General features: G+C 69.6%; 13 protein-coding genes and 1 tRNA gene. 8 read left to right on the top strand and 6 right to left on the bottom strand.

Features of this window, described 5'->3' with window-relative positions; translation table 11 throughout:
- Positions 1-115 precede the first annotated feature (115 nt).
- Together QMK61_RS04890 and QMK61_RS04885 are read left to right on the top strand one after the other, a co-directional pair.
- Complete coding sequence (locus QMK61_RS04890) at positions 116-2,272, top strand: TonB-dependent siderophore receptor (RefSeq protein WP_302070891.1); 2,157 nt, start codon at positions 116-118, stop codon at positions 2,270-2,272.
- Positions 2,273-2,358: 86 nt separating this feature from the next.
- A complete protein-coding gene (locus QMK61_RS04885; protein ID WP_302070889.1) occupies positions 2,359-3,741 on the top strand; it encodes an L-serine ammonia-lyase in 1,383 nt (460 codons plus the stop codon).
- Between the two features lie 359 nt (positions 3,742-4,100).
- Here the strand turns inward: QMK61_RS04885 and QMK61_RS04880 are convergent, their stop codons facing one another.
- From QMK61_RS04880 to QMK61_RS04855, 6 genes are all read right to left on the bottom strand, one after another.
- Positions 4,101-5,387 carry a HAMP domain-containing sensor histidine kinase gene (locus tag QMK61_RS04880; RefSeq protein WP_302070887.1) on the bottom strand — a complete coding sequence of 429 codons (1,287 nt, stop codon included), beginning with the start codon at positions 5,385-5,387 and terminating at the stop codon, positions 4,101-4,103.
- Positions 5,371-6,057 carry a response regulator transcription factor gene (locus QMK61_RS04875; RefSeq protein ID WP_302070886.1) on the bottom strand — a complete coding sequence of 229 codons (687 nt, stop codon included), beginning with the start codon at positions 6,055-6,057 and terminating at the stop codon, positions 5,371-5,373. Before QMK61_RS04875 ends, QMK61_RS04880 begins: the two co-directional genes overlap by 17 nt.
- Positions 6,058-6,357: 300 nt before the next feature.
- Positions 6,358-7,236 carry a 30S ribosomal protein S6--L-glutamate ligase gene (gene rimK, locus QMK61_RS04870; protein WP_302070884.1) on the bottom strand — a complete coding sequence of 293 codons (879 nt, stop codon included), beginning with the start codon at positions 7,234-7,236 and terminating at the stop codon, positions 6,358-6,360.
- Positions 7,237-7,273: 37 nt separating this feature from the next.
- The gene (locus QMK61_RS04865) at positions 7,274-7,549 is read right to left on the bottom strand and encodes a DUF2845 domain-containing protein (protein WP_302070882.1); all 276 of its coding nucleotides are present in this window, start codon (positions 7,547-7,549) and stop codon (positions 7,274-7,276) included.
- Positions 7,550-7,623: 74 nt separating this feature from the next.
- Positions 7,624-8,091: a RimK/LysX family protein gene (locus QMK61_RS04860; protein WP_302070880.1), complete on the bottom strand. Its 468-nt coding sequence runs from the start codon at positions 8,089-8,091 to the stop codon at positions 7,624-7,626.
- A gap of 85 nt (positions 8,092-8,176) precedes the next feature.
- Positions 8,177-8,250, bottom strand: a tRNA-Gly gene (locus tag QMK61_RS04855).
- A gap of 184 nt (positions 8,251-8,434) precedes the next feature.
- Between QMK61_RS04855 and QMK61_RS04850 the strand changes: the two genes are divergently transcribed.
- The 6 genes from QMK61_RS04850 to QMK61_RS04825 all read left to right on the top strand — a co-directional run bounded on the left by QMK61_RS04850 (position 8,435) and on the right by QMK61_RS04825 (position 16,551).
- Positions 8,435-10,594 carry a DUF6600 domain-containing protein gene (locus QMK61_RS04850; RefSeq protein ID WP_302070878.1) on the top strand — a complete coding sequence of 720 codons (2,160 nt, stop codon included), beginning with the start codon at positions 8,435-8,437 and terminating at the stop codon, positions 10,592-10,594.
- A 60-nt stretch (positions 10,595-10,654) separates the two neighbouring features.
- Positions 10,655-10,855, top strand: coding sequence for a sulfur carrier protein ThiS (gene thiS, locus QMK61_RS04845; RefSeq protein WP_302070877.1), 201 nt, complete (start codon positions 10,655-10,657; stop codon positions 10,853-10,855).
- Between the two features lie 87 nt (positions 10,856-10,942).
- Positions 10,943-11,743, top strand: coding sequence for a thiazole synthase (locus QMK61_RS04840; protein ID WP_302070876.1), 801 nt, complete (start codon positions 10,943-10,945; stop codon positions 11,741-11,743).
- A gap of 175 nt (positions 11,744-11,918) precedes the next feature.
- Positions 11,919-12,614, top strand: coding sequence for a tRNA (guanosine(46)-N7)-methyltransferase TrmB (gene trmB / locus QMK61_RS04835; protein ID WP_302070875.1), 696 nt, complete (start codon positions 11,919-11,921; stop codon positions 12,612-12,614).
- 614 nt (positions 12,615-13,228) lie between these two features.
- Positions 13,229-15,046 carry an SLC13 family permease gene (locus tag QMK61_RS04830; protein WP_302071166.1) on the top strand — a complete coding sequence of 606 codons (1,818 nt, stop codon included), beginning with the start codon at positions 13,229-13,231 and terminating at the stop codon, positions 15,044-15,046.
- A 362-nt stretch (positions 15,047-15,408) separates the two neighbouring features.
- The gene (locus tag QMK61_RS04825) at positions 15,409-16,551 is read left to right on the top strand and encodes an undecaprenyl/decaprenyl-phosphate alpha-N-acetylglucosaminyl 1-phosphate transferase (protein ID WP_302070874.1); all 1,143 of its coding nucleotides are present in this window, start codon (positions 15,409-15,411) and stop codon (positions 16,549-16,551) included.
- Positions 16,552-16,589: the final 38 nt, after the last annotated feature.

The raw sequence follows: 16,589 nt of genomic DNA, 5'->3' as shown, positions 1-16,589 counted from the left end.
CGGCGGACGTGAACCGGCATGCCGCCCTTGACCATCAAATGATAACGATTATCATTTGATTCAATCCGGGAACGCCGCCGCTGCCCCGCCGTTCCGTTCCCGAGGATTCTCCACGATGCCTTTGCCGCGTCTTCGTCCGCGTTGCCTGCCGTTCGTCCTGTCCATCGGCCTCGCCGCCACCACGGCGGCGGCGGAAACCGATCCGCCGCCGGTCCACGACCAGCACCACCCGGTGACGCTGAAGGGCGTCGAGGTCACCGCCGTCGCGGCGCAGGACCCCGATGCCTACGGCGTGCACGAAAGCCGCGGCGCCACCCGCCTGTCGCTGTCGTTGCGCGAGACGCCGCAGTCGGTGAGCGTGGTCACCCGCGCCCAGATGGACGACTTCGGCCTCAACGACATCAACGCGGTGCTGGCCAACACCACCGGCGTGAACGTGGAGCGCGTGGAGACCGACCGCACCTACTTCAGCGCGCGCGGCTTCGACGTGGGCCACTTCCTCGTCGACGGCCTGGGCCTGCCCCTCGCCAACGGGGCGCAGTGGGGCGACCTGGATACCGCGGTCTACGAGCGCATCGAAGTGCTGCGCGGCGCCAACGGCCTGCTCGCCTTCACCGGCAACCCGTCCGCCACGGTGAATTTCGTGCGCAAGCGGCCCACCGCGGATTTCCAGGGCAGCATGGGGTTCGGTCTCGGCAGTTGGGCGACCCGGCGGCTGGACATGGACCTGTCCGGCCCGTTGAACGCGGCGCACAGCGTGCGCGGCCGGCTGGTGGCCGCCGCACAGGACGGCGACAGCTACCTGGACCGCTACCGCCCGCGCCGCAAGGTGGTATCCGGCACGCTGGAGGCCGACCTCGGCCGCGGCACCCTGCTCAGCGTGGGCCTCACGGCGCAGAAGAACGCGTCGCGCGGCGGCCTGTGGGGCGCGCTGCCGCTGTACCACACCGACGGCACGCCCACCCGCTACGCCCGTTCCGCCAGCACCTCGGCCGACTGGTCGTTCTGGGACACCGACGACACCCGCGCCTTCGTCCGGCTCGAACGGGAACTGGCCGGCGGCTGGAGCCTGAAGGCCGCGCTCAACTACCGCCGCCTGGTCAACGACAGCAACCTGTTCTACGTCTATGGCACGCCGGACGCGGCCACCGGCCTGGGCCTGCTCTCCTACCCGTCCCGCTACGGCGGCGCGGAAAAGCAGTACGTGGCCGACGTCTACGCCAGCGGCCCGTTCATGCTCGGTGGACGGCAGCACGAGCTGGTGGTCGGCGTGGACTGGGCGCGCGACGACGACAGCGAACTTTCCGGCTACTCCAACGGCACCATCGGCCAGCCGCTGCCACCGCTGCAGGACTGGCACGGCGACTTCCCGCGCCCGGACTTCGACGACTCCTACAGCGGCGCGCACATCCGCAGCGAGCGCCAGGGCGCCTACCTCACCGCGCGCTGGAACCTGGCCGACGGCCTCACCCTGATCACCGGCAGCAGCCTCGCCCACGTGCGCGCCGAGGGCGCCAACTACGGCGTGCCCAACGCCTACAGCCGCACCCGCGCCACGCCCTTCGCCGGCGCGGTGCTCGACCTCTCCAAACACTACTCGCTGTACGCCAGCTACGCGCGGCTGTTCAATCCGCAGACGCAGCTGGACGCGGACAACCGCGTGCTCGACCCGGTCACCGGCTCCAACCTGGAAGCCGGCCTCAAGGGTGCGTGGTACGACGGCGCGCTCAACGCCTCGTTCGCGCTGTTCCGGGCGAAGCAGGACCACCTCGCCGAAGCGGCCGGCCACAACGCGCAGACCAACCGCGACTACTACCGCGGCATCGACGCCACCTCGCGCGGCTTCGAGTTCGACGCGGGCGGCCGGCTCGGCCGCGACTGGGAACTGTCCGCGGGCTACACCCAGCTGCGCCTCGACGCGCCGGACGGGAAGGCCGTGCGCACCTATGTGCCGCGGCGCAACGTCCACCTCGCCGCACGCTACCGCGTGGCCGCCGTGCCCGGCCTGCGCCTGGGCGCCACGCTGCGCTGGCAGGACGCCATCCGCCGCGACCAGGGCGCGCTCGACACGCAGGGCCGCGAGATCGTCACCCGCCAGGGCAGCTATGCCCTGCTGGGCCTGATGGCCGGCTACGACTTCGCGCCGGGCTGGAGCGCCACGCTCAACCTCGACAACCTCACCAACCGCAAGTACCTCACCAGCCTGTACTGGGACCAGGCCTACTACGGCGCGCCGCGCCGCTGGATGCTGGACCTGCGCTACCGGTTCTGAACGCCGCGCGCATTCGTCCGCGAATGGACTGCCGGATGGCGATGCACCGCGTAGAATGGTGGTTTCACCCTCTTCGCAGCGCAGCCATGGCCGTCAGCGTATTCGACCTGTTCAAGATCGGCATCGGGCCGTCCTCCTCGCACACGGTGGGCCCGATGCGCGCCGCCGCGCGCTTCGCCGAACGCTGGCTGGAGGAGAAGGGCGTGCTGGACCGCGTGGCGCGCGTGCGCGCCGAGCTCTACGGCTCGCTGGCGATGACCGGCCGCGGCCACGGCACCGACAAGGCGGTGCTGCTGGGCTTCGAGGGCCAGCATCCGGACACGGTCGATCCCGATGCGATCCCCGGCATCCTCGAGCGCATCCGCGGCAGCGGCCGCATCCGCGTGCTCGGCAAGCGCGAGATCGCCTTCGACGAGAAGGGCGACCTGGTGTTCAACAAGCGCCAGAAGCTGCCCTTCCACACCAACGGCATGCGCTTCTCCACCTACGACGCGGCAGGCAACGAGCTGGCCACGCGCGACTACTATTCCGTCGGCGGCGGCTTCGTGGTGAACACCGACGAGGCCGCCGAGGACCGCATCGTCGCCGACACCACCGAGCAGCCCTACCCGTTCTCCACCGGCGAACAGCTGCTGGCGCAGTGCGAGAAACACGGCCTCGGCATCGCCCAGCTGATGCTGGCGAACGAAAGCGTGTGGCGCCCCGAGGCGGAGACCCGCGCCGGCCTGCTGACGATATGGAAGGCCATGCAGGACTGCGTGACGCGCGGCCTGCGCTCGCCCGGCACCCTGCCCGGCGGCCTGCACGTGGCGCGCCGCGCCCCGGCGATGGCCGAGGAACTGCGCAACCAGCCCGAAGCCTCGCTGCGCGATCCGCTCACCATCCTCGACTGGGTCAACCTCTACGCGCTCGCCGTCAACGAGGAGAACGCCGCCGGCGGCCGGGTGGTCACCGCACCCACCAACGGCGCCGCCGGCATCATCCCCGCGGTGGGGCACTACTACCTGCGCTTCTGTCCCAAGGCCGACGAGAACGGCATCATCGACTACCTGCTCACCGCCGCCGCCATCGGCATCCTGTACAAGGAGAACGCCTCGATCTCCGGCGCCGAGGTGGGTTGCCAGGGCGAGGTGGGCGTGGCCTGCTCGATGGCCGCCGGCGGCCTCGCCGCCGCGCTGGGCGGCAACATCCACCAGGTGGAGAACGCCGCCGAGATCGGCATGGAACACAACCTCGGCCTCACCTGCGACCCGATCGGCGGCCTGGTGCAGATCCCCTGCATCGAGCGCAACGCGATGGCCTCGGTGAAGGCGATCAACGCCAGCCGCATGGCGCTGAAGAGCGACGGCAAGCACCGCGTCTCGCTCGACAAGGTCATCAAGACCATGCGTGACACCGGCCGCGACATGAAGGACAAGTACAAGGAAACCAGCCGCGGCGGGCTGGCGGTGAACGTCATCGAGTGCTGACGCCTTTCTCCCTCTCCCCTTCGGGGAGAGCGCCGCCCTGAGCATGTCGAAGGGGGCTGGGGCCTCGCGGTGACGTGCCTTCGAAGCGGGCTTCGATCAAGTGCTCCCGCGAGCACCCGCCCCTCATCCGCCCCTGCGGGGCGCCTTCTCCCCGGCGGGGAGAAGGATTCAAAGCCGCGCTGCGCTTGCCGATGCCTTGCTCCCTCTCCCCGCCGGGGAGAGGGTCGGGGTGAGGGGTCAACCTCGCGACAACACACCTTCGAAGCGGGTTTCGACACGCGTCACCGCGAGCACCCGCCCCTCATCCGCCCCTGCGGGGCACCTTCTCCCCGAGGGGGAGAAGGATCCAACGCAGCCGCTCAGCCGAACACGATGCTGGCGATCGCCCCGTTGGTGTCCTGGCGCGGGCGCATCGACACCTGCCAGCCGTACAGGTCGCACAGCCGGCGCACGATGGCCAGGCCCAGGCCGGCGCCGCTGCCGCCGGCGCCCTCGCCGCGCACCCCGCGCTGGAACAGGCGCTCGGCGTCTTCCGGCTTGATGCCCGGGCCGGTGTCGATCACCTCGATGCGCCCCTGCCCCACGTCCACCCGCACGGTGCCTTCCAGGGTGTACTTGATCGCGTTGCCGATCAGGTTGGTCAGCGCCACCGACAACACCGAGGCCGGCGCATTGACGCTCACCGCCTCGCGCTCGTCCAGCTTGACCTCCACCGGCTTGCCGCGCAGCTGCGGGCGCTGGCTCTCGATCACGTCGGCGGCGACCTTGCCCACGTTGGTGGTCTCGCCGCGGGTGGGACCGCGCCGCTCGGCGCGCGACAGCAGCAGCAGCGCCTCGATCAGCTCGGTGGCCTGGCGCGAGGCGCGTTCGATGCGCTTCAGCCGCTCGGCCAGCTTGGGCGTGAGGTCGGGCGAGCCCTGCAGCAGCTCGGTGGTGCTGGAGATCACCGCCAACGGCGTGCGCAGTTCATGGCTGACGTCGGAGTTGAACTCGCGGTCGCGCTCGACCATCGCGGTGAGCCGCTCGGCGTATTCGTCCAGCGCCAGCGCCAACTCGCCCACCTCGTCGTCGGCGAAATGGCCCGCCAGCGGCTCGGCCTTGCCCGCCCTGCGGAAATCGCGCAGGCGCTGCGCCAGTTGCGTGACCGGCTTGAGCACCTTGCGCGACAGCCACAGGCCGATCGCCAGCGAGAGCAGGCCGAACAGGAACACCGCACCAATCACGCTGAACAGGAGCTGCCGCTTGCCCAGCTCCTCGCGCGTGACGTCGTAGCGCACGAAGCTGATGATGTGGTTCTCGCGATATACCGCCAGTTTGTAATGGTGCGGCTTGCCGTCGTCACCCTGCTCGGTAATGTCGTGCACGCCGGTACCCATGTTCTGCCAGGCCAGCGGCGCCTTGTACAAGGTGCGGTCGCTCTTGGTCATGCCGGTGAGCAGGCGCGAGGCGACGCCCGGCGAATCCGGGTGCTCCTGGGCGTAATGGTTCGCATACTTGGCATCGTCCAGCAGGCTGGAGTTGACCAGTTGGTCCTCCACCCGCGTGCGGATGTTCAATGCCGCAAAAGCAAACAACGCGCTGAGGCCGAAACCGAACAGCGCGAACGAGACGACCAAACGGAACCGCAGCTTACGCCTGGACTGCATCCGGATCGACCATGCGGTAGCCGATGCCGTGCCGGGTGTGGATCAGCGGCTTGTCGAACGGCTTGTCGATCGCGGCGCGCAGGCCGTGGATGTGCACGCGCAGGCTGTCGCTGTCGGGCAGTTCCTCGCCCCACACCTTCTGCTCCAGGTCCTGCCGCGTCACCACCGAGGGGCTGGCCTCCATCAGCGCCTGCAACAGCTTCAGGCCGATCGGATTGAGCTGGATTGCCTTGCCGTCGCGGTTCACGGTGAGCGTGTCGAGGTTGTAGGTGAGGTCGGCCACCTTGAGCACGCGGCTCTGCGGGCCCTTGCCGCGGCGCGCCAGCACCTCCAGCCGCGCGGCCAGCTCCTGCAGCGCGAACGGCTTGGTCATGTAGTCGTCGGCGCCGGACTCGAAGCCGGTGAGCTTCTGCTCCAGCGCGTCGCGCGCGGTCAGCATCAGCACGGGCGTCTGCTTGTGCGCCTCGTGGCGCAGCTTGCGCGCCACGTCCAGCCCGTCCATGCCTGGCAGGGTCAGGTCGAGCACGATCACGTCGAAGTCGTGCACCACCGCCAGGTGCAGGCCGGTCACGCCATCGCCGGCGAAGTCCACCACATGGCCCCGGTCTTCCAGATAATCGCCGATGTTGGTCGCGATATCGCTGTTGTCTTCGATCACCAGTACGCGCATGCGTCGCTCCGCTACGCTGCCGGCGCGGGCCGGCGGAACCCCAAGCTTAATAGGCGGAGGCGCGCCGGGTAAGCCGTTCATGCTGAACGGCACGCATAAAAAAGCCCGGGCGTCCGGCCATTGGCCATCCCGCCCGGGCTGAAGCTACTTGCCCCGATACCGTCGTCTGCTGCCACCGAGACCTTGCGGTTGAGTGCCGAGCAAAAAACAGTGGGGCCTTTATAGGGGCGCTCCGGTTACGTGACGGTTAACCGCCCGCCGCGCCGTTCATGAACGGTGGAGAATGCGAACGGCCGCACGCTACTTCGCGGCGTGCCGCTCCAGGTGGCGGATGATGCAGGTGGACACGTCCACGCTGGTGGCGGCCTCGATGCCCTCCAGGCCCGGCGAGGCGTTCACCTCCAGCACCAGCGGGCCGCGCCGGGAACGCAGCAGGTCCACGCCGGCGATGCCCAGGCCCAGCGCCCCGGCGGCGCGTACCGCGATGCGCTTCTCCGCCGCGCTGAGGTCGGCCGCGCTCGCGCTGCCGCCACGGTGCAGGTTGGCGCGGAAGTCGCCGGGACTGGCCTCGCGCTGCATCGCCGCCACCACCTTGCCGCCGACCACGAAGCAGCGCAGGTCGCAGCCCTTCGCCTCGGCGATGAACTCCTGCACCAGGAAGTTGGCGTACAGGCCGCGGAAGGCTTCCACCACGCTCTGCGAGGCGCTGCGCTTTTCCGCCAGCACCACGCCGGTGCCCTGGCTACCCTCGTTGAGCTTGATCACGTGCGGCGGGTCGCCGAGCATCGCCAGCACGTCGTCGGTGTCGTCCGGGTTGTCGCCGAACACCGTCACCGGCATGGCGATGCCCTGCGCGGCGAGGATCTGCAGGCAGCGCAGCTTGTCCCGCGCGCGCAGCACCGCGTCGGACGGGTTGGGCGTGTACACGCCCATCATCTCCAGCTGGCGCAGCACCGCGGTGCCGTAGAACGTGCTGGTGCTGCCGATGCGCGGGATCGCCGCGTCGATGTCGCGCAGCGGCTTGCCCTTGTAGCGGATCTCCACCGCCTCCGGCGCGATGCGCACGTAGCAGCGCAACGGGTCGAGCACGCGCACCACGTGGTCGCGCGCGCGCGCCGCCTCGACCAGCCGGCGCGTGGAATACAGCCGCGCATTGCGCGAGAGGATGGCGATCTTCATGGCGTCGGTGGAAGCGGGGCTGTTGGACCGTTACGGCTCAGTTGTACGTTTCGGCGATCTTCGTCACGCGTCCATCCTGACCGACATAGATGGATACTGTCTTGTTGCCTACGTCGTAATCCAGCCGATGGCCGACCACGGCCCCGTACTGGTTCTGCACGTCGGCGCGCAGGCTGAGCCGGCCCGCCACTTTCAGCACGTGCGCCTCCGCGTCCCCGAGTACCACCAGCTGGTTTCCGAAGCGCACACTGTCGGATGCCGCCGCAGCGAACGCCAGCGCCAGGCCGGCCGCAAGGACAATCCCTCGTTTCATCGCTTTTCTCCATGCCATTGAGTAATCCAAGCTTATACATGCAGCGACAGGAATCGGCGTGCACGACTACCGGCTCATCCCGGGAAGGAAAGTGCGACGGCTGATCCATGTCCCGGCGTCACCGCCGCGTAGGACAACGCCGGGTCCACCCTGAACCGGCCACCGAGCGCGGTGCGCCCGAGCAACAGCGGGAACAGCATGCCGCGCCGGTCCGCCAGGCCGATCTCGGCCTCGAAGGCACGCCCGGCCAGCACGATGCGGCTGCGGATGAACCAGCGTTCGTCGCGATGGCCGCCACTGTCGGTCACCGCGCGCCGGCCCAGCGCCGGCGCCTCGCAGGCCGCCACGCGGCGCGCGCTCCGGCCCAGGCCCACGCCGAAGCGCAGCCAGGTGACGCCGTCGCGTTCGAACACGTCGAGGGAGTCCACGTGCAGCGCGCTGGAACGCGCACCGGTGTCGAGCTTGGCCCGCAGCCGCTCGATGCCGAGCCGAGGCAGGGCGACCCGTTCCCGCCAACCGAGGGTGATCACGTCTGCGGTCATCGGCACACGCTTGCGGCTGGTGGTCGGGTGGCCCGTGGGGAGCGGGCCGGTCGTGCCGACGCCGGTGCGGCGGCGGCGGGAAAACTGGAGCGGGTGAAGGGAATCGAACCCTCGTCAGTAGCTTGGGAAGCTACAGCTCTACCATTGAGCTACACCCGCGTCGCCGGCGGATGGTAGCAGGGCGATGCGCGCGCAGGGAACCGGTCGGCATGAATCGTCGCCCAGCGCCGGATATCCGCCGGCTGAACCGCCGGCGCGGACGGCAGGGAAACTAAGCAAGTCCTGATCCGCGGCGTGCGCATAATCGGTCCGTCGATGCACGTCGTGGCCCGCGGAGGATCCCATGCGCGTCTTCACCGAACGGTTCGTCTCCCGCCGCCACTGGCTTGCCCTGGCCGGGCTGCTCCTGCTCGGCCTCGCGGCCGGGCCGGGCCGGGCGCAGTCCGCCGACGACACCGGCGCCGCCCCGCCGGACCGGGTGGCGCGACTGTCCTACGTCGCCGGCGACCTCGGCTTCCAGCCGGCGGGCGCGCAGGACTGGGGCAGCGCCGACGTCAACCGGCCGCTGACCACCGGCGACCGCCTGTCCACCGGCGACGGTGCGCGCGCCGAGCTGGAGCTGGGCGGCGGTAGCCTGCGCATGGCCGGCGACACCGACGTCGGCCTGCTCAACCTCGACGACAACCTTGCCCAGCTGGAACTGACCCGCGGCACCCTGAACCTCGGCGTGCGCCGCCTCGACCCCGGCCAGAGCTACGAGATCGACACCCCCACCGTGGCGCTGGTGGTGAACAGCCCGGGCACCTACCGGGTGGACGTGGACGGGGACGGCAACGGCACCCGCGTCGAGGTGTTCGACGGCCAGGCCACCGTGTACGGCGAGAACGGCGCCCGGCACGACGTGTTCGCCGGCCGCAGCTACCGGTTCGACGACGCCTCGCTGGGCATGGTGTCGATCGCCGACCTCGGCGGCGGCGACGCCTTCGACGCCTGGTGCACCGGGCGCGACCGCCGCTACGCGCAGTCCGCCACGAGCCGCTACGTCTCCACCGACGTGGTCGGCTACCAGGACCTGGACGACTACGGCGACTGGCGCAGCGACCCCGGCTACGGCGAAGTCTGGTATCCGCGCGACGTGGCGGCGGACTGGGCGCCGTACCGTGACGGCCACTGGGCCTGGATCGCGCCGTGGGGCTGGACCTGGGTGGACGACTCGCCGTGGGGCTTCGCGCCCTACCACTACGGCCGCTGGGCCTGGATCGGCGGCGCCTGGGGCTGGATCCCGGGCCCGGCAATGGTCCGCCCGGTGTACGCGCCGGCGCTGGTCGCCTTCGTCGGCGGCGCCGGCTGGCGGGTATCTCTCGGCTTCGGCCCCGCGCCGGTGGGCTGGTTCCCGCTGGGCCCGGGCGAGGTCTACAACCCGTGGTACCGCTGCGACCGCGCGTACTACCAGCGCGTCAACATCACCAACATCCGCGTGCGCAACATCTACAACCGCACCACCATCATCAACGACATCGACAACCATTACCGCTGGTATCGTGCAGGCCGCCCGCCGCGCGACGGCCGCTACGTCGACCGCGACCGCACGCGCGGCTTCACCGCGATGCCGGGCCGTGCCTTCGCCAGCGGCGAGCGCGTGCCGCATGGGCGCCTGCACGTGGATCCGCGCACGCTCGCCGCCGCGCCGGTGCTGACGCGCGGCGTCGGCATGCCGCGCCCCGAGCCGCGCGCGTCGACCGCATGGCGCGCGCCGCATGCGCGGACGTTGCCGGTCGCCGGGTTCCGTCGCGCCGTGGTGGCGCACACCCCGCCGCCCGCCGCGCTCGCGGCCGCGACGCACGCCGCCATGCGCGGCGAACGCGGACCGGCAGCCCCCTTCACCAACGTCCGCGTGCTGGGCCATCGCGGTGCGGCGCCTCCTGCGGCCGGCCGGCCGCCGGCGCGGCCGGCCGGCGCCTGGCATGACACGGTCCACCCCATCGCGGCCGGCCGCCTGCCGGTGGCTCCACGCTTCGAACGGGCTGAACCATTACGCCCGGGCGAGCTTCCCTCCGCGCGCTTCGCGCATCCCTCGCCGCAGGATCGCGGCTGGCGCCCGGGCGAGACCGCGCGCATCGAGCGCAGGCCGCCCACGCAGGGCGGCCTGCGGCCGGGCGTCAGTTTCATCGGCGGCCCCACCGCCTACCGTCCGCCGGCCGGACACCGCGACGAACGCGCGCCCATGCTGCCGCAACCGCCGCACTTCGAGCGCCTGCGGCAGGCGCCGCCAGCGCCTTCCTACACGCGCGCCGAGCCGGTCCGCCCGGTGTTCCGCCAGCCGCCGCGGATCGAGCCCATGCGCGAGCCCGCGCCGCGCCCGGCCTGGCGGCCGCAGCCGGAACTCCAGCGCGCCTCCCCGCCGGCGATGCCTCGCTACCAGCCGTCCCGCCCGGCGGAAGCGCCGCGTCGCGGCAACAATGCGGCGCCCGCGCGCAAGGCGCCCGCATACCGGGAGCACTAGAAGCCCGCGCATGCACGGCATTCACCGGCGCCTGCGGTGGCATGCCGCTACAATGGCCGCATGCAGATCAAGCTCAACGGCCAGCCGCACGTTTGCGCCCCCGCCACCACGCTCGCCCGGTTGCTGGAAGCGGCCGGTTATGCCGGCCGCCGCGTGGCGGTGGAGGTGAACCACGAGATCGTGCCGCGCAGCCGCCACCCGGAACACGTGCTGGCCGAGGGCGACCACGTCGAGATCGTCCACGCCATCGGCGGCGGGTAAGCGCGCCCGGTCGATGCCTGGCCAACGGCACGACCTGGCGCACCGTTCCGGCCGCGCAGCGGCCGCTTCTTCAAAACCGGCTTTCCCATGAACCTCAAGCCCATCGACATCGCCGACCCGCTGGTCATCGCCGGCAAGCCCTACGCCTCGCGCCTGCTCACCGGCACCGGCAAGTACCGGGACTTCGACGAGACCCGCGCGGCATCGCAGGCCGCCGGCGCGGAAATCGTCACGGTGGCGATCCGGCGCGTGAACATCGGCCAGGACGCGAACGCGCCCAGCCTGCTCGACGCGCTGCCGCCGGACCAGTTCACCCTGCTGCCGAACACCGCCGGCTGCTACAACGCCGTCGACGCCGTGCGCACCTGCAAGCTGGCGCGCGAGCTGCTGGACGGCCATGCCCTGGTGAAGCTGGAAGTACTGGGCGACGCGAAGACCCTGTTCCCCGACGTGGTGGAAACCCTCAAGGCCGCCGAGACGCTGGTGGCCGACGGCTTCGAGGTGATGGTGTACACCAGCGACGACCCGATCCTGGCCAAGAAACTGGAGGAGATCGGCTGTGTGGCGGTGATGCCGCTGGCCGCGCCGATCGGCTCGGGCCTGGGCATCCAGAACCGCTACAACCTGCTGGAGATCGTGGAGAACGCGAAGGTGCCGGTCATCGTCGACGCCGGCGTGGGCACCGCCTCCGACGCGGCGGTGGCGATGGAGCTGGGCTGCGACGGCGTGCTGATGAACACCGCCATCGCCGGCGCAAAGGATCCGGTGCTGATGGCGCACGCGATGAAGCTGGCGATCCAGGCCGGCCGCGCCGCGTTCAAGGCCGGCCGCATCCCGCGCAAGCGCTACGCCTCGGCCTCCAGCCCGCTCGACGGCACCATCGGCTGATTCGCTGCTTTCTCCCCTCTCCCTGTGGGAGAGGGGTCGGGGGTGAGGGTTCGGTTGCAGTACGCGGCCGAAGTCTTGCGCAAGCCATCCATAATTCGCTCCGCCCGCACCCTCACCCGCCTGCCGGCCCCCTCTCCCGAAGGGAGAGGGATTCACTCGACGCGTTTCGCCTGACATGACCGACGACACTCCCTCCGGACACCTCCGCCGCATCCGCAGCTTCGTGCTGCGCGAAGGCCGCATGACGCCCGCCCAGCAGCGCGCCTTCGACGAACACTGGGCCCGCTACGGCATCGACTACACGGGCGCCGCGCAGGACCATGCCACCCTCTTCGGACGGCAGGCGCCACTGGTGCTGGAGATCGGCTTCGGCAACGGCGAGGCGCTGGCCTGGGCCAGCGAGCACGACCCGGCGCGCGACTACCTGGGCGTGGAAGTGCACGGCCCCGGCGTGGGCCGGCTGATGAACGCGCTGGCCGCGCGCGACGCCGCCAACGTGCGCCTCTACAAGCACGACGCGGTGGAGGTGCTGGAACACGAGATCGTCCCCGGCACGCTGGCCGAGGCGCGCATCTGGTTCCCCGACCCCTGGCACAAGAAACGCCACAACAAGCGCCGCATCATCCAGCCGGAATTCGTCGCCCTGCTCGCCTCGCGCACGGTCCCCGGCGGCTTGCTGCACCTGGCCACCGACTGGCAGCCCTATGCCGAGCACATGCTGGAGGTGATGGAGGCCGCGCCGGCCTGGCGCAACGCCATCGCCCCCGGCCAGTACGCCGAGAAACCGGCATGGCGCATCGAGACCCACTTCGAGCGACGCGGGCTGAAGCTGGGCCACGGCGTGCGGGACCTGCTCTACCGCCGCGCCTGACCATGCAATGCTCCAGTCCCTCCCTTGCGTGCTGGGGGAGGTTGGGAGTGGGGTCAAACCGAACTGGTCGCGAGGTTGCCTACCCCTTCCCAGCCCTCCCCTGCACGCAGGGGAGGGGGCAACAGCCTCGTTGCCCTCCGCGCGCTGGGTGCTGGGTGCTGGGTGCTGGGTGCTGGGTGCGGGGTGCGGGGTGCGGGGTGCGGGGTGCGGGGTGCGGGTACGGGGTGCGGGTACGGGTGCGGGTGCGGGTGCGGGTGCGGGTGCGGGTGCGTAAAAGCTGCTCCGCCAGACCCAACCTCGCAACGCTCCGGCTCCTCCCCCTGCTTGCAGGGGGAGGTTGGGAGGGGGTCAACCCAACCTGGCCGCAAGGTTGCCTACCCCTCCTCCCCTGCACTCGGAGAGGAAGGCTGCGGCCCGTCATCATTGGGAGAAGCGCAAAGCGGCGGACCATGGATATGCCATGTGTTCACCGGCCCGTGCGACAAGCCGCTTATACTTGCGGGCAAACGGGGACCGAGCTGCCGCAGCGTGAATCTTCCACTGCCCATCCGCATCCAACCTGACCGCCCGCCCAGCCGGGACGACCGCTAGTGGGGCTGACGCTTACCCCCGACATGATGCTGGTGCTGGGGCTGGTGGTCTTCACCATGCTCATGCTGGTGCTGGAATGGATCCGCGCCGACATGGTGGCGCTGCTGGTGGTGGTGGCCATCGGCCTGACCGGGCTGATCCCCGCCGACCGCGTGTTCAACGGTTTCGCCGGCAACGCGGTGATCGCCATCATCGCGATCATGATCATGGGCGAGGGACTGGACCGCGCCGGCGTGCTCAGCCTCACCGCCCGCTTCGTGATGCACATGGCGCGCGGCAAGGAATCGCGGCTGGGCGTGGTGATCAACTCGGTCACCAGCCTGTTCAGTGCGGTGATCCCCAGCCAGGCGCTGGCGGCGCTGATGATCCCGGTGACCAGCCGCCTGTCCGCGCGCACCGGCGTGCCGATCTCGCGGCTGCTGCTGCCGATGGCGTTCTGCATCCTCACCGCCACCAACACGACGCTGATCGCGAACTCCCCGCTGATCGTGCTCAACGACCTGATCGCCAGCGCCAACAACAACCTGCCGCCGGGCGCGCAGACGATCCCCAAGTTCGGGCTGTTCAGCGTGACCCCGGTGGGCCTGGCGCTGGCGGTGGCCGGCGTGGCGTTCTTCTGGCTGTTCACCCGCAAGCTGCTGCCCGAGCGCGAGGACGCACGGCAGAAGGTGACCCCCGGTCGCACCGAGAGCTATTTCGCCGAAACCTACGGCATCGTGGGCGAGGCCGCCGAACTCACCGTCACCGCGGAAAGCCCGCTGGTGGGCATGAGCATCGGCGAGGCCGAGCAGTTGCACGGCGCGCCGCTGATCCTGGCCATCAAGAGCGGCAACGAGGCGCGCATGGCGCCGCCGGTGGACCACGTGATCTGGGTAGGCTCGGTCCTGGGCGTGCTGGGCCCGCGCGAGCAGATCAACCAGTTCGCCAACAACCAGCTGTGCCGCCTGTCGCCGCGCATGCGCCAACTCGGCGAACTGTTCAACCCCAGCCGGGCGGGCATTTCCGAGGCGGTGATCCCGCCCGGCTCGCGCTTCATCAAGCAGACCGTCGGCGACCTGCGTCTGCGCAAGCGCCACGGCATCTCGGTGCTGGCGGTGACCCGCGGCGACCACGTGTACCGCGACGACGTGCGTTCGGTGAGCCTGCGCCCCGGCGACACCCTGGTGCTGCATTCGAGCTGGCGCGAGCTGGCGCAGACCGCCGAGGACCGCGACCTGGTGGTAGTCACCGACATTCCGCGCGAGGAACAGCGGCCCAACAAGATCTGGCAGGCCGTGGGCTTCTTCCTAACCGCCAAGTGCCTGGCCCTGTTCACCCACCTCGACCTGTCCATCGCCATGATGACCGGCGCCATCGGCATGCTGCTCTCCGGCGTGCTGAACATGGACGAGGCCTACAAGGCGATCAACTGGAAGACCATCTTCGTCACCGCCTGCCTGATCCCGCTGGGCTGGTCGATGGACTCCACCGGCACTGCCGCCTGGCTGGCGCAGGAGGTGCTGGCGCACATGGGCGGGGCCTCGCCGTGGATCCTGCAGCTGGCGCTGGCGGTGCTCACCCTGCTGTTCTCGCAGGTGATGTCCAACGTGGGCGCCACCGTGATGATGGTGCCCGTGGCGATCAGCGTGGCCGTGGCCACCGGCGGCAACCCGTCCGCCTATGCGCTGATCGTGGCGGTGTCTTCGTCCAACACCTTCCTGATCAGTTCCGGCCATCCCGCGCTGATGATGGTCACCGGCCCCGGTGGCTACAAAGGCAAGGATTTCCTGCGCGCCGGCCTGCCGCTGACCCTGCTGGTGCTGGCCATTACCCTGGTGGCGATCAACCTCATGTTCCATTGAGGCGCCAGCACACCCTTTTCGGCAACCGCATGAAAAGGGCGCAGTATCGCCGTGAAAACCCTTTTCACCCGGGGTTTGCAGTTTTTCGTAGCGCCTTGCGAAAACCGGAGGTCAAACCCCTCTATATCGGCCAAGGGGCATTTTCATTTAGCCCCCAGCCAGTTCCGCGTGATAAACTCGCCGGACGTTTGACGCAAGCAGCACGGAACGGGCAGGACTCGTCAAGCAGGGGGAACGACTCCGAAACTTCTCGTGCGCGTCATCAGGACGCAGCACGGCTGTGCCCAGGATGGTTGCCGCATGACGCCCCTGCCGAGACGGGCCCTGGCCCGCCCTCAAGGGGGATAAGCGAGGAGAATCCCATGCTTGACACACGGACAGTTCTGGCCTGCGCCATCGCAGCGGGCGTATCGGTGGCCGCCCTGGCCATCCTGGTGCGCTGGTCCGCGTCCCTGGGCCTGGTCGACCGCCCCAACGTCCGCAAGCACCACGTGGGCGAAATCCCCCTCGTGGGTGGGCTTTCCGTGTTCATCGGCATGCTGGCCGGCGCGCTGTGGCTGGGCGGCTTCGGGCATTTCGTCCACGTCCTGCTCGCCACCGCCGCAACGCTGGCCCTGCTGGGCGCCCTCGATGACCGCTACGACCTGAGCGTGCGCGCTCGCCTGCTGGTGCAGACCATCGCCATCCTCGCCGTCATTGCCACCACCGGCGTCTACATCCACAGCCTTGGCAGCCTGTTCGGCCACGAGCTGATGCTGGGCTGGCTGGGCATACCGTTCACCGTGGTCGCGGTGATCGGCCTGCTCAACGCTTTCAACATGATGGATGGCATCGACGGCCTGGCCGGCAGCCTGTCGCTGGTCAGCATCGGCGCCATCCTGCTGTACGGCAACGCCGCGCAGGTCCATGGCCCCGCCGCCCTGATGCTGCTGATGGGCGCCGCCCTGCTGCCCTACCTGGCCGCCAACCTGGGCCTGGTCGGCCGCAAGGTCTTCCTCGGCGACGCCGGCAGCATGGTGCTGGGCTACCTGTTCGCCTGGACCCTGATCGACTTCAGCCAGGGCAATCCGCGACACCTGTCACCTGTTGATGTGCTGTGGTGCGTGGCGCTGCCGGTACTCGATACCCTGGCCGTGATGTATCGCCGGCTTCGCCAAGGCAAGTCGCCGTTCAAGCCGGATCGCGGGCATATCCATCACATCATCATGGGTGCCGGGCTGGGGCCGCGTTCCACGCTGATTTGTCTGATCGCATTTGCCGCAGCATTGGCGTTTTTTGGTTCGGTGGTGAGGCTGTTCGGTACAGCAGCGAACCTTGCTGCGTTCGGTGTACTTGTTGCCGTCTACACCGTGATGGCTACGCGATTGTGGGTACGGCAAGTCGCGAAGCAGGAAGGAATCGCAAGCCTGCAGGCAGCAAACGATTCCGATATCACGACCCGTGTTCGCTCGAATGCGTCCCTTGGCACGCTGCTTGGCAACAGCCAAAACGCTTTGAACGACTAGTTCGCCGGCAACGGATTTTACCGCTATAGGGCGTTTGC

The organism is Fulvimonas sp. R45 (genome assembly GCF_030504985.1).
Lineage (GTDB): Bacteria > Pseudomonadota > Gammaproteobacteria > Xanthomonadales > Rhodanobacteraceae > Rhodanobacter_A.
Note: the sequence above shows the minus strand (reverse complement) of the source record. Positions and strands in the feature narration are given on the sequence as shown.

What these genes read in the sequence shown, in the direction of transcription:
- QMK61_RS04890 (WP_302070891.1), top strand. Translation starts at nt 116, where the DNA reads ATGCCTTTGCCGCGTCTTCGTCCGCGTTGCCTGCCGTTCGTCCTGTCC.
- QMK61_RS04885 (WP_302070889.1), top strand. Translation starts at nt 2,359, where the DNA reads ATGGCCGTCAGCGTATTCGACCTGTTCAAGATCGGCATCGGGCCGTCC.
- QMK61_RS04880 (WP_302070887.1), bottom strand. Translation starts at nt 5,387, where the DNA reads ATGCAGTCCAGGCGTAAGCTGCGGTTCCGTTTGGTCGTCTCGTTCGCG.
- QMK61_RS04875 (WP_302070886.1), bottom strand. Translation starts at nt 6,057, where the DNA reads ATGCGCGTACTGGTGATCGAAGACAACAGCGATATCGCGACCAACATC.
- rimK (WP_302070884.1), bottom strand. Translation starts at nt 7,236, where the DNA reads ATGAAGATCGCCATCCTCTCGCGCAATGCGCGGCTGTATTCCACGCGC.
- QMK61_RS04865 (WP_302070882.1), bottom strand. Translation starts at nt 7,549, where the DNA reads ATGAAACGAGGGATTGTCCTTGCGGCCGGCCTGGCGCTGGCGTTCGCT.
- QMK61_RS04860 (WP_302070880.1), bottom strand. Translation starts at nt 8,091, where the DNA reads ATGACCGCAGACGTGATCACCCTCGGTTGGCGGGAACGGGTCGCCCTG.
- QMK61_RS04850 (WP_302070878.1), top strand. Translation starts at nt 8,435, where the DNA reads ATGCGCGTCTTCACCGAACGGTTCGTCTCCCGCCGCCACTGGCTTGCC.
- thiS (WP_302070877.1), top strand. Translation starts at nt 10,655, where the DNA reads ATGCAGATCAAGCTCAACGGCCAGCCGCACGTTTGCGCCCCCGCCACC.
- QMK61_RS04840 (WP_302070876.1), top strand. Translation starts at nt 10,943, where the DNA reads ATGAACCTCAAGCCCATCGACATCGCCGACCCGCTGGTCATCGCCGGC.
- trmB (WP_302070875.1), top strand. Translation starts at nt 11,919, where the DNA reads ATGACCGACGACACTCCCTCCGGACACCTCCGCCGCATCCGCAGCTTC.
- QMK61_RS04830 (WP_302071166.1), top strand. Translation starts at nt 13,229, where the DNA reads ATGATGCTGGTGCTGGGGCTGGTGGTCTTCACCATGCTCATGCTGGTG.
- QMK61_RS04825 (WP_302070874.1), top strand. Translation starts at nt 15,409, where the DNA reads ATGCTTGACACACGGACAGTTCTGGCCTGCGCCATCGCAGCGGGCGTA.